The 12,208-nt window shown below is 56.1% G+C and carries 9 protein-coding genes; 6 read left to right on the top strand and 3 right to left on the bottom strand.

Going from position 1 to position 12,208, the window contains the following annotated elements; genetic code table 11:
• Positions 1-130: 130 nt before the first annotated feature.
• Both hisC and CDH48_RS02550 read left to right on the top strand, forming a co-directional pair.
• Entirely contained in the window at positions 131-1,186 is a 1,056-nt protein-coding gene (gene hisC / locus CDH48_RS02545) for a histidinol-phosphate transaminase (RefSeq protein ID WP_100687115.1), read from the top strand.
• Between the two features lie 166 nt (positions 1,187-1,352).
• Positions 1,353-2,096 (top strand): Nif3-like dinuclear metal center hexameric protein, encoded by a 744-nt coding sequence (locus tag CDH48_RS02550; protein WP_100687116.1) that lies wholly within the window; start codon positions 1,353-1,355, stop codon positions 2,094-2,096.
• 59 nt (positions 2,097-2,155) lie between these two features.
• Here CDH48_RS02550 and CDH48_RS02555 read toward each other — a convergent pair whose 3' ends face one another.
• Entirely contained in the window at positions 2,156-2,584 is a 429-nt protein-coding gene (locus CDH48_RS02555; protein WP_100687117.1) for a YhcB family protein, read from the bottom strand.
• A 194-nt stretch (positions 2,585-2,778) separates the two neighbouring features.
• On the opposite strand from CDH48_RS02555, the gene zapE reads away from it, so the two are divergent.
• The 4 genes from zapE to CDH48_RS02575 all read left to right on the top strand — a co-directional run bounded on the left by zapE (position 2,779) and on the right by CDH48_RS02575 (position 10,289).
• Entirely contained in the window at positions 2,779-3,912 is a 1,134-nt protein-coding gene (zapE, locus tag CDH48_RS02560; RefSeq protein ID WP_100687118.1) for a cell division protein ZapE, read from the top strand.
• 267 nt (positions 3,913-4,179) lie between these two features.
• Complete coding sequence (locus CDH48_RS02565; RefSeq protein WP_100687119.1) at positions 4,180-6,030, top strand: DUF1302 domain-containing protein; 1,851 nt, start codon at positions 4,180-4,182, stop codon at positions 6,028-6,030.
• Positions 6,031-6,063: 33 nt separating this feature from the next.
• Positions 6,064-7,425, top strand: a complete 1,362-nt coding sequence (locus CDH48_RS02570) for a DUF1329 domain-containing protein (RefSeq protein WP_100687120.1) — start codon at positions 6,064-6,066, stop codon at positions 7,423-7,425.
• A 359-nt stretch (positions 7,426-7,784) separates the two neighbouring features.
• Positions 7,785-10,289: a LuxR C-terminal-related transcriptional regulator gene (locus CDH48_RS02575; RefSeq protein ID WP_227520895.1), complete on the top strand. Its 2,505-nt coding sequence runs from the start codon at positions 7,785-7,787 to the stop codon at positions 10,287-10,289.
• Here CDH48_RS02575 and CDH48_RS02580 read toward each other — a convergent pair.
• Together CDH48_RS02580 and CDH48_RS02585 are read right to left on the bottom strand one after the other, a co-directional pair.
• A complete protein-coding gene (locus CDH48_RS02580) occupies positions 10,255-11,178 on the bottom strand; it encodes an acyltransferase (RefSeq protein ID WP_100687122.1) in 924 nt (307 codons plus the stop codon). The two genes, CDH48_RS02575 and CDH48_RS02580, sit on opposite strands and share 35 nt — an antisense overlap.
• A gap of 38 nt (positions 11,179-11,216) precedes the next feature.
• On the bottom strand, positions 11,217-12,140 hold the full coding sequence (locus CDH48_RS02585) for a glucosaminidase domain-containing protein (protein ID WP_100687123.1): 924 nt from the start codon (positions 12,138-12,140) through the stop codon (positions 11,217-11,219).
• Positions 12,141-12,208: the final 68 nt, after the last annotated feature.

Genomic DNA, 12,208 nt, shown 5'->3' on the forward strand with positions numbered 1-12,208 from the left:
CAGTTGGGGCGGGGTGTCGTCCGGGAATGTAGAGGGCCAGGGATGGCCCGAAACAAGCGCACATGGATGTGCTCGTAGCGTTTCCCGGACGACACCCCGCCCCAGCTGCCGTCTCCTCGGAGCAAAAAAGATGAGCAAGTTCTGGAGCCCGGCGGTAAAAAATCTGGTCCCCTACGTACCAGGTGAACAACCAAAAATGGCCAACCTGGTAAAACTGAACACCAACGAAAACCCCTATGGCCCCTCACCAAAAGTCATAGAAGCCATACAAGCCGAACTCAATGACAGCCTGCGCCTCTATCCGGACCCGGAAGGCGAAAGCCTGCGCCAAACCATCGCCGGCTACCACAACATAAAGCCCGAACAAGTCTTCCTCGGCAACGGCTCCGACGAAGTACTGGCCCACATATTTTACGCTCTGTTCCAGCACGGCCAGCCCATCCTGTTCCCGGATGTAACCTACAGCTTTTACCCGGTGTACTGCGGCCTCTATAACATCGAAGGCAAAACCGTACCCCTCACAGACAGCTTCGAAATCAATCCCGAAGACTACAGGCAGCCCAACGGTGGCATCATCTTCCCAAATCCCAATGCGCCAACGGGTTGTTACCTTGGTCTTGAACACGTAGAAACCATTCTTCAGACTAATCCGGAGCGGGTTGTTGTTGTTGACGAAGCCTACATTGACTTCGGTGGTGAAACCGCCATAACACTGGTAGACAAGTACCCCAATCTCCTGGTTTGCCAGACGCTTTCCAAGGCCCGCTCACTGGCAGGGCTGCGGGTTGGCTTCGCCATTGGTAATCCGGATCTGATTGAAGCTTTGAATCGCGTCAAAAACAGTTTCAACAGCTATCCTCTGGACAGGTTGGCATTGGCTGGTGCCAAAGCGGCCTATGAAGATCACGATTGGTTCCGGAAGTCCTGCGAGGGTGTTATTTCCGAGCGGGAGCGTATGACCAGGAGCCTGGAGGGTCTGAACTTTGAGGTTCTACCTTCCAAAGCCAACTTCGTTTTCGCCCGTCACAAAGAGAAATCCGGCGAAAGCCTGTCCAGGGGTCTGAGGGAGCAGGGCATTATTGTCCGCCACTTCAACAAGCCGAGAATCAGCGAGTTTTTGAGAATCACCATCGGCACCCCAGAGCAGAATGATGCGTTGATTTCAGGGCTCCAGTCCTGCGCCTAGCCTGCGATATCGGGCATAGAGCGGAGCGCGAAGGGGGCTTCCGGGAACCGCTACGAGCACGTCCATGTGCGCTTGTCTCCGGCCATCCTTGGCCTACGACATTCCCGGAAGCCCCCTTCGCGCTCCGCTCATCGACATTTAGTGATATAGCGAATGGGGGATAAACATGGTCACGAGTGATAGTGTTCTTGCCAAACTCAACGAGTGGCTGCAGCCTGGAGAATTCCAGGACTACTGCCCCAACGGCCTGCAAGTGGAAGGCAAAAGCGACATAAACACCATTGTCACCGGCGTAACCGCTTCACGTGAATTAATCGAAGCCGCAATCGCCGCAAACGCCGATATGGTAATCGTTCACCACGGCTACTTCTGGAAAGGCGAAGACCAAAGCATCCGGGGCATGAAACGCGAACGTTTAAAGCGCTTGCTGGATAACGACATCAACCTGGTTGCCTATCATTTGCCGCTGGATGATCACCCGGAACACGGTAACAACCGACAGCTAGCCGATATCCTCGGCATCAAGAACCCTCGTCCGCTAAGCGGTCTGGTGTGGGAAGGTGAGCTACCGGAAGCCATGTCTCCCGAAAAGTTCGGGCTACACATTGCCAGAGCACTCCACCGCGACCCACTGCGAGTTGGCGACGGCAAAGCCGCAATCAAACGGGTAGGGTGGTGCACAGGTGCCGCTCAAGGATATATCAACACGGCTGTTGACGCCGGTCTCGACGCCTACATCAGTGGCGAAATCTCTGAACCGACCACCCATACGGCGAGAGAGTGCGGTATCCACTATTACGCCGCCGGCCATCACGCAACAGAGCGATACGGCGTAAAAGCGCTGGGAGTGGCACTCGAGAAAGAATTCGGAATCAAGCACCGTTTCATCGACTGCGATAATCCGGTTTGAAAGTCGCGTACGAGTGTCTGATCAGTCCTGTTTACCACTGACTCCAGGTCCATAAACAATCAGGCATCAGCCGCTCTGTCGCCCTTCTTGAGCCCGAAGTCTTCAGACAAAGTTCCGGAGGTCTTGGGTGCATAATCCCGCGGTGGCTCAACGCCGTCCTCGCTAACCTCTTCTAGCCGCTTGCGGGAAGTTTCCTCAGCCAGCTCGGCCATCCACTCTTCATCATTGCACAAGCGGTTCGCCCCGCGCGCCATATGCTGGTTTACATCCCGATAAGCATCGTTAAACTGGCGCAGCAGATGGGCCGACTCCATAAAATGCTCATTCACCTGAGCCTGGTAGCGCAGGTATTCGTTGCGCACTTCCTCAGCCTGCTGTTCCGCGCGACGTTGCCGCAGCGAAGAACCCTGCCCCGAGCGGCCAATCAAGGCTCCGATGACAATGCCAACAATCAATGCGGCAATCGCTGCCAGAATCAGGTTTGTCATATGCAGTATCGTCCTGTTGCCTGAAAAAAGAACCAATTCCTGTAAGCCAGTATAACCCCCGCAGCCTTGTCAGCCCATGCCTGTGTGCTGCGCCAATCGTCGTATTGCCCGAATGGCCCCCGGCGTGGCGAAAAAACCGCGAATACGTAATAATACGCCGCCCAAAATCAACGACCAGACACCGGGATTTTCTGATGACAGCGTCCACGCCTTCTGAAACCACTGTTAACCAGACACCCTGGCAGCGTTACCAGGAAGACCTCAAGCGCCCGGAGTTTCACAAAGACCCTGCCCAGGCCGATGCCGTCAAGCGACTCCAGTCACTCTACGATAAACTGGTAGAGGCGGAAAGCGAACGCGGTAAAGCAATCACCAAATTGCGGCGCAAGTTGAAAAAAGGCAGGGAAGAGCCCGTTAAAGGCCTGTACTTCTGGGGTGGTGTGGGTCGCGGTAAAACCTACCTGATGGACACCTTTTTTGAGTCGTTGCCGTTCAAACGCAAAATGCGGGTGCACTTTCACCGCTTTATGCAGCGTGTTCACAAGGAACTCAGAGCACTCAAGGGTGAAAAAAATCCGCTGGATCTGGTGGCGAAACAATTTGCCGCTGAAGCCCGGGTTATCTGTTTTGACGAGTTTTTTGTATCCGATATCGGTGATGCCATGATTCTGGCAACCCTCATGGATGGCTTGTTCAAGCGCGGCGTTACCCTGGTGTGCACCTCCAACATTGCCCCCGATGGCCTGTACAAGGACGGGCTGCAGCGGGCGCGCTTTCTGCCAGCCATAGCGTTGGTAAAAAAGTACACTGACGTGGTGAACGTCGACGGTGGGGTTGATTACCGTCTGCGGACTCTGGAGCAGGCCGAACTCTACCATTCGCCGCTGGGTGACGAGGCAGATGCCAGCCTGCGCCGGAGTTTTGATGCCCTGGCGGTTGAGGCCGGCAAGCACAGCAAGACCATGGAAATAAACGGTCGCAAGATTCCGGCCCAGGCCCATGCTGATGATGTGGTCTGGTTCGATTTCAAGGATGTGTGCGATGGCCCTCGCAGCCAGAACGACTACATTGAAATGGCGCGCCAGTTCCACGCCATTATCATCAGCAATGTTCCCGTGCTGGGCGGGGACAAAGACGATCAGTCCCGCCGTTTTGTAAACATGATTGATGAGTTCTACGACCGCAACGTGAAAGTCATTATTTCCGCCGCCGCTCCCATTACCAAACTCTATTCCGGCGGGCGCCTGAGTTTTGAGTTCGAGCGCACCGAATCCCGCCTTCTGGAAATGCAGTCACAGGAATATCTGGAAGCCCCCCACAAGCCTTGAAAACCGCAAAAAAACCATCGAAAGCAAAGTGGTTGCATTCCGGATTCTTGTCTATAGTGAATCTGTGCGAGTAAACCCGGCGCCGATCGGGGTTGTGAATGGGTGGTGAGCGGCCATGGGAGCAAAATCATACTTTTGACTGATCAAAGCACTGGACAGCGTTAGCTATAGTGCTTACATCACGAGCACTGTGCATGAAGCCTCCAATACTTCGTGAATACCAATAATCAGAGCAGCGACTCAGAACAACAATGGAGTAGCCTTCCAATGACAAGAAAAACACACCAATGGCAGCGTTGGTCAAAATTACCGCTTGCCGTGGCCGTTGCAGCCGGATTTTCCGGCCAGGCATCCGCTTACTCTTTCTATGTTGGGGATGTGGAAGCCCAGTTCAACACCACGCTTTCGGCAGGGGCTGGCTGGCGGGTTTCGGATCGCGACAAGCGCCTTATTGCCCAGGGCAACCTTGGTCCCCAGTACGCAAATACAACTGTAGGCGCCTCCACGAACAACTACGACGACGGTAACCTTAACTTCGATAAGGGTGATACTTACTCCAAAATCGTCAAAGGTAACAGTGAGTTGTTCCTGAATTATGACATGAATGGAGATTACCTGACCCGGGTGGGCGGCCTGCTTCGTGGTCGTTACTGGTACGATTTCGAGCTGAAAGACGAGGGCCGTGCAACGGATTATGTCGGCCAGCAACGCGAACTGAACAGCGAAGCAAAAGACAACGCATCCGGCGGTGAAATACTGGACGCTTACGTGTTTTCTGACTGGTACCTTGGGGCTGTACCTCTGAGTGTCCGTTACGGCAAGCAGGTGCTCAGCTGGGGTGAGAGCACCTTTATCCAGGGCGGTATCAATACCATTAACCCTATCGACGTTCCCGCCTTCCGGGCGCCCGGCTCAGAGCTGAAAGACGCGCTGTTGCCGGTTGAAATGTTCTACATGTCGGCGGGCGTAACAGAGAACGTCACGCTGGAGACCTTTGTTCAGACAGACTGGGCACCTGTGCGCCCCGATGACTGCGGCACTTTCTTCTCCACCAATGACTTTGCGTCAGACGGTTGCGGCCCGGTTCTGCTTGCCGGTCAGTTGCCTGATTCCCAGGCCCTGGCCCAGGGCTTTGTGGCGCCGCGCCTGGGTGATGTGGAGGCAGATTCGAAAGACCAGTTTGGTGTGGCCATGCGCTGGTATGTGCCGGCACTGAATGATTCCGAGCTTGGCTTTTATTACATCAAGTACAACAGCCGCCTGCCCTATGTAAGCGGTACCATCAAGGACAGCAGCGGTCCTTTCCCGTCATACTTTATCGAGTATCCGGAAAACATTAATCTGTATGGCATAAGCATCAACACCAATACCCCGGGAGGCTGGTCGCTGGGTGCAGAGTACTCCTATCGCGACAAAATGCCCTTGCAGTGGAACGCCTTCGAACTTATCTACGGTGGTATCCAGCTTCGTAATCCCATTGATGGCAGTATCGTCAGTAAGCTGGAGCAGCAGCGCACCGAGGAGTTGGGCACGCTGGTTCCCGGTTCGAGAGTTTCGGGGTACGACCGGTTTGGTGTTTCCCAGGCCCAGTTTACCCTGATCAAATTCTTCGATCAGGTAATGGGCGCGAGCCGCGTCTCTCTCATCACTGAGTTTGGTGCCACCTACGTTCACGATTTGCCGGGTCTTGATGAAGCCCGCTACGGTCGCTCCGGCACATTTGGTGTGGGTACGCTTCCCACAGACGATGGGAGTGGCAATATTGTTGACGTTTGTGCAGCGGGCGTAAACATCAACGCCAGCTACTGTACTAACGAAGGGTTCACAACATCCTTCTCCTGGGGTTATCGCTCCCGTCTGGTCTGGAATTACCCGAACGCCATTGCGGGTATCAACCTGTCACCCCAACTGGCCTGGAGTCATGATGTCAAGGGCTATAGCCCGCAGCCCGGCGGTAACTTCAATGAAGGTAATAAGGCAATCGGTCTGTCGCTTGAGGCTGTGTATCAAAACAAGATTACCGGTGAAATCGGTTACACAAACTTTTTCGGTGGCAAGCCGTATAACGAGTTGACTGACCGGGATTTCGTGAGTGCCAGCGTTTCCTACTCATTCTGAACCGTCACGAATTCGTTTAACGAGGTAATTTAAATGAAACTGAACAAGAAACTACTGGCCACTGGCGTATTGGCTGCGAGCCTGTTTGCTGGCCAGGCATGGGGCGCGGTTTCTGCCGAAGAAGCAGCCAAACTTGGCGACTCCCTGACGCGGATGGGCGCCGAAAAAGCAGGTAATGGCGGTGCCATTCCGGCCTGGGACGGTGGTCTGACCACGCCTCCGGCTGGCTACAAGGGTGACGGTATCTATGTGAATCCGTTTCCTGATGAAACGCCAAAATTCACCATTGATCAGAGCAACGTTGCAGAGTACGAAGACAAGCTGTCACCCGGGCAGGTGGCAATGATCAAGCAGTACCCGGACTACGTGCTGCCGGTTTATGAAACCCACCGTACCGCTGCGTATCCTGAAGATGTCATGGAGGAAACGGTCAAAAACGCCACCCGAAGCGAAATGATCAAGAATGGTAACGGCCTGGCAAATTACCAGAGTGCGACGCCGTTCCCGATTCCCCAGAATGGTCTGGAAATCATCTGGAACCACATCACCCGTTATCGCGGGGGGTCCGTTCAGCGTAACGTGGGGCAGGCAACACCCACCCCCAACGGCGCCTACTCGATTGTAAAGTTTCAGGATGAGTTGACCTGGAGAACCTACCTGGAAGACTACAGCCCCGATAAAGATGCCAACGTGCTGTTTTATTTCAAGCAGGCAATCACCGCACCGGCCCGTCTGGCGGGTAACGTGCTGCTGGTACACGAGACACTGGACCAGGTAAGCGAGCCTCGCCGCGCGTGGGTATACAACGCCGGCCAGCGTCGCGTTCGCCGTGCGCCCCAGGTGGCCTACGATGGCCCGGGTACAGCCGCTGACGGCATGCGTACGTCTGACAACTTCGATATGTTCAACGGTGCTCCGGATCGCTACAACTGGGAACTGATTGGCAAGAAGGAAATGTACATTCCGTACAACTCCTACAAGCTGGTTGACCGCGACCTGACCTATGATGAAATCATCAAGCCCGGCCATATCAATCAGGACCTGACCCGTTACGAGCTGCATCGCGTCTGGCACGTGCGGGCCACCCTGAAAGAGGGCGAGCGCCACATCTATGCACAGCGTGATTTTTACGTTGATGAGGATACCTGGCAGGCTTCGGTTATCGACCATTACGATGGCCGTGGCGAGCTATGGCGCGTAGCAGAAGCCCATTCCATGCAGTTCTACGATCAGGTAGTGCCCTGGTATGCGGTTGAAACCCTTTACGACCTGCTGTCTGGCCGCTACCTGGTTCTGGGCCTGACCAATGAGGAGGTCAATCCCTACCAGTTTGGCGTTAAGCGCCAGTCCAGGGATTACACCCCCGCAGCTCTGCGCCGCGCGGGAACCCGTTAAAGGGTTGTGTTGATCGTGCAAAAACGGCGGGCTCTGGCTCGCCGTTTTTGTTACCGCGATAAAAAACTGCCGCAAGATGAATACCTTTCACGTCAAAACTTTGCAGCCAGCCCCTCAATTAGTTTAACCTTCTTGTCATACTAAAGGCGTACCTGAGGCAGCGTGTGAAATCATTCCCTGATAGCTATGCAGCCAATGACGAATTTCAGTCGGCGAACAGCGGGCTCCAGCGAGGTGAGCTCGTACGGGACATGCTGAAACAAAGGCTGCAGGCTCCCACAGTGCCCGCACACTCGTTAATGCGTCCTCATCTGGCTGCGTTGGTCAGCGATGCTTTAAAACCCCGCGGTGTGCTTTTTATGGACGCACCCTGCGGCTACGGTAAATCCCTCACGGTTGCCATGGGCCTGCAGGCTGCCGGGGTGCGTGATGAACAGGTACAGTGGCTGCCCCTGACGTCCCAGGACAACGCCCCAACCCGTTTTCTCAGCCTGCTGTCTGTAGCGCTGGATATTCCCGAATCCTGCGAAAGCAGTCTGCAGGGTGGAAGCACCTTCTCCGATGCGCTTGCTATCATGCTGCTGGCTTTGAAGAAAACGCCCGCTGAGGACCGCTCCGTTCTGGTCCTGGATGGATTGCATCACATCACGAACCCGGCTGTCGTAGCCCTTCTGCAGCAGTTGGTGGCGGATATGCCGTCGCACTATTCTGTTGCCATGCTTTCTCGACAAGCCTTGCCCTGCGAAACACATGCGCTGGAACTGGAGAACCGGTTTACTGCTATAGGCATGGACAAGCTCGAGTTCAGCCGCAGTGAAACCTTTGAGTTCTTTCGCGACCTTCTGAGCGATCATCAGCTCACCAGCGTGGCGATTGATCATCTCTACGATCTGACCGAAGGCTGGCCCACCCCCCTTGCACTCTACCGCCGCGACATTCTGCAAAGCTCTGACAGGCATGCGGTTCATGAAACCCCCGGGGTAGAGCGCTTTCTGAAAGAGTCTGTACTGGGCAGCCTTACACCCGGCCAGCTACGCTCCCTGAGAGCTGTCGCGGAACTTGGGCTCTGCTCGGATGAGCTGCTTCTGGCACTGGAGCCCTTGATACCGGACGGTTTCCTGTTGCCGTCTGACGCCTGTGAACGAGGCCTGCCGGTAAAAACCATGCCGGGCTGGGGCCGTTGGTATCGCCTCAATCCATTATTGATGCAGTGGCTGAAAACACCTGTGATGGCGGGTTATACAGACAGAATGCTTGCGGCGAGCCGATGGTTCGGTAGCCGGGACCAGTTTCCGGAAGCCCTGAAATACTCATTGCTGGCCGGGGACGCAGAAGAAATTATCCGCATTGCGTCGGAAGGCTCCGAAGCCCTGCTGCTCGGGCAGGATACCGCCTCCCTGTTGCGCTTGCGTAAAAGCCTTCCGGCGCCTTTGCTCGAGCGCAGCCCAAGACTGCGAATCGTGTATAGCTGGGTGCATGCTATCGGGGGCCAGTTCAGGCAGGCGCGGGCGCTGATCGATGGCATGTGTGAATCGGGTTCTGATGGGCGCTGCCAGGAGTACAAAGCGCGAATCTGCGCCCTCAAAGCCTTTATCCTCCGGGGCGAGGGCCAGGTGGCGCCGGCCCTCGAAATGGCTGATCGTGCCCTGGCCGGCGGCGGATTTTCACCCCAGGGGCAGCTGGTTACCCAAATGGTTCGTGCCAGTGCCCTGTGCGCTTCCGGGCGCTTCCAGGAAGCCAGGGACGCCAACCGGGCTGCCTCCCGCCTGGCCAGGGAAGCGGGGGATTCTGGTTCGGAAGCGCTGGCGGTGTATTCCCACGCCAGGATCGAGCTGGGGAAGGGCGCGCTTCGGTATGCAGAACAACTGCTGCGAACCGGCCTGGATACCGTTATACAGGAACAGGCCCGCCCCGCCCGCATCGGCGAAACACGCCTGCAGTTGAACCTGGTGCTCGTACTCTGGCATCAGGGGCGGGAAGCGGAAGCTGATCGCTTGCTGGTAACCTGCGGTCGCCACGCAGAGCAAACCCGCGATCTCGGCCTGCTGCTTGCCATGGCCATACGGGTTCTGATGTGTCGTGCCCAGGGGCGCCTGGAAGACGCCTTTGTATGGATCGGAAGAGCGGAGCGAACCATGCACACCTGGCAGGTTGATGAAGCACTGTATGTGCCTGTCCTTGAGGCGCTGAAAGCCAGCTGCTGGCTGGCCCAGAATCAGCTGGAGAGCGCTGCCCAGGCCCTTGCCAGGTTGCAGCCGTACCGCGAAGCCGGCTGTGTGCCGGAGCTCTTTCCCATGATGCCGGGTTTGCTTGACTGCCTGCAGGTGCGTCTGGATCTTGCCAGGGGTGAAACCGTCAGGGCCCGCGAAACTCTGCTGGCCACGCGCAAGCGATACGGCGACGCCATTCCCTGGGGTGTGGACCTCCACATGCGGTTACTGGAAGCGGTACTTGTGAGCGAAGAAAAAGGCCTGCCAGCGGCGCAGAAAATACTCACGGTGGTGGTTCGGGAAGCGGAGAAAGAACATTTCATAAGCCCGTTTGCAGAGCTGAAGCTGGAACTGGCCGAGCTGATGGGCAAAGTATACAGCCAGCTCCCGGAGACCCGTTTCCGGGAGGCGCTGGGCCGGCTGTTTGGCATAGCCGGGGGTAAGTTGCCGGCGGCGCTGGCCGAGCCTGTGAGCGAGCGCGAGCAGGGCGTTCTGGAGCTTATCGCCAAAGGGCTGTCTAATCAGGAAATCGCAGACAAACTGCACATTTCACTGCACACGGTTAAAACCCACGCTCGGCGTATAAACGCCAAGCTGGAAGTGCGCTCCCGCACCCAGGCTATTGTCCGTGCCCGGGAGCTGGGGCTTCTGTAGCTTTCAGAGCCTCAATGCGCGCATCTTTTTCCGCCCAGAGCTCACTCACCCAGCGCTGGAACGCTACCCGGATCTCGCGGTTATTTTCATAATCCATGCCCAGGAATTGCGGCGGAATTTCCCGCACCCGGATATCAATCACAATTCGCCGCACACGCCCGCTGAAATAATCCCAGATTCCCACCTGGTCCTGCCCGGGGTACACAATAGTGACATCCAGCATGGTATGCAGCATTTCCCCCATGGCGCCAAGAACAAAGGCTGTGCCGCCGGCCCGGGGCTTGAGCAGGTGCTTGTAGGGTGAGTTCTGGCGCTTGTGCTTCTCCGGGGTAAAGCGGGTGCCTTCCATAAAATTGAAAATGGTGACCGGCGTATAACGGAATTTCTCACAGGCCGCTTGCGTGGCGGCTATGTCCTTACCTTTAAGCTCCGGCTTCCGGGCGATCTGCTCTTTGGTATGGCGGTGCATAAAGGGAAAATCCAGCGCCCACCAGGCAAAACCCAGCAAGGGCACCCAGATAAGCTCTTTTTTCAGGAAAAACTTGAGCAATGGAATCCTGCTGTTGAGTACGTACTGTATAGCCGTTATATCGGCCCAGCTTTGATGGTTGCAGGTTACAAAATACCAGTGCTGCCGGCTGAGGTTTTCTGCGCCGCGCACGTCCCATTCCACCTTGTTCAGAATGTCCATCACCAGGTTGTTAAACCCGATCCATACCCGGGCAATGGTATTTAATACAACCGTACAGGCCTTGCGCACCGGGGTAATCGGGAGCAGCAGTTTGAGCAGTGCAAACAGCATCAGGAACGGGAACAGTACAAGGGTGTTCAGCGCAATCAGCAGGGCCGCCAGGGTTCCCTTCAGCGGCGCAGGCAGAAAATCAAGCATGCGGGAAAATCTCAGGTTATCATCGGGTTAATCGGAAGTCAGCCTTCGGCAGACATATCACTGCCCTGGCCGGGAAGCAAAACATTTTCAGCGCTTGCGGAAGCCAGGCTTTTCAGATGCGACGGGCTGCGATCGCTCAGGATGCTCTGGAACGCAGTGTCATAGAACTCCAGGTTGTTGTAACGGATCATCGAGCGGATTTCATCAACATACTCTTCGCCGCGTTCCGAGTAACTGACCAGGCCGCGGGCAAGCGTAAGCCCGGAGAGGGGGTCGTCAGCTTCTCTGTCATCTATGCGGGTGTCCCGTAACATCTGATAGCTCGGGTGCCTGTTCAGGTTTTGAATGTAGGCCCGAACGGAATGATACGGCGAGGGGAACGACGCCACCTCATGGCTGGCACCTTCAGCGCGGCTCAAAGGCACCAGGCCGCAGCCATTGCTGAAGCACCACTGGCCGAACAGATTGTTACCGCGCCGGGCAAAGCGTGATGTGCCCCAGGCTGATTCATTGGCGGCCTGGGCCAGTATCAACGAAGGCGGGATAATATCCAGCCGCTTATTCAGCAGGGCGAGCTGTTCCGGGCTGCCGGGCTCTGCATCCACCCGTAAACGCCTGGCCTGCGCTGATAGCCAGGCCAGCTCCTGCTTTGACAGGCTGTCTTTGAGCGCCAGGCTTTGCAGGTAGTCCCGTTCGATCAGAATGCGGGAGTTGGCAAGTACAATGCGCGGGTACAGAAATGAGAAAAAAGCGGCTTTCTTCTCGGTGGTATCGCGGTAGCCAGAGAAATCGGGCAAGCTGGCGCGGGCCCAGGAGGGCAGGGGGGGCAGCGAGCTCAGAGCAGGCTCAGAGCCGTCGTTGTTATGGCTCGTTGATGATTCCGGTGGAACGTAAAGCCCGCCTCCGATGGCAAAGGCGACCAGCGGAACAAACAGCATCAGTGAGCGTACTGGCAGAAACATAAAACCTCTCGTCACAATATGATCCAGAGCCTGTGAGGCCCTGCACCCTGGCGATGTGTTCACGATTA

The sequence above is a fragment of the Marinobacter aromaticivorans genome, assembly GCF_002806975.1.
GTDB lineage: Bacteria > Pseudomonadota > Gammaproteobacteria > Pseudomonadales > Oleiphilaceae > Marinobacter > Marinobacter aromaticivorans.

What these genes read in the sequence shown, in the direction of transcription:
- CDH48_RS02585 (WP_100687123.1), bottom strand. Translation starts at nt 12,140, where the DNA reads ATGTTTCTGCCAGTACGCTCACTGATGCTGTTTGTTCCGCTGGTCGCC.
- CDH48_RS02565 (WP_100687119.1), top strand. Translation starts at nt 4,180, where the DNA reads ATGACAAGAAAAACACACCAATGGCAGCGTTGGTCAAAATTACCGCTT.
- hisC (WP_100687115.1), top strand. Translation starts at nt 131, where the DNA reads ATGAGCAAGTTCTGGAGCCCGGCGGTAAAAAATCTGGTCCCCTACGTA.
- zapE (WP_100687118.1), top strand. Translation starts at nt 2,779, where the DNA reads ATGACAGCGTCCACGCCTTCTGAAACCACTGTTAACCAGACACCCTGG.
- CDH48_RS02580 (WP_100687122.1), bottom strand. Translation starts at nt 11,178, where the DNA reads ATGCTTGATTTTCTGCCTGCGCCGCTGAAGGGAACCCTGGCGGCCCTG.
- CDH48_RS02550 (WP_100687116.1), top strand. Translation starts at nt 1,353, where the DNA reads ATGGTCACGAGTGATAGTGTTCTTGCCAAACTCAACGAGTGGCTGCAG.
- CDH48_RS02555 (WP_100687117.1), bottom strand. Translation starts at nt 2,584, where the DNA reads ATGACAAACCTGATTCTGGCAGCGATTGCCGCATTGATTGTTGGCATT.
- CDH48_RS02575 (WP_227520895.1), top strand. Translation starts at nt 7,785, where the DNA reads ATGGACGCACCCTGCGGCTACGGTAAATCCCTCACGGTTGCCATGGGC.
- CDH48_RS02570 (WP_100687120.1), top strand. Translation starts at nt 6,064, where the DNA reads ATGAAACTGAACAAGAAACTACTGGCCACTGGCGTATTGGCTGCGAGC.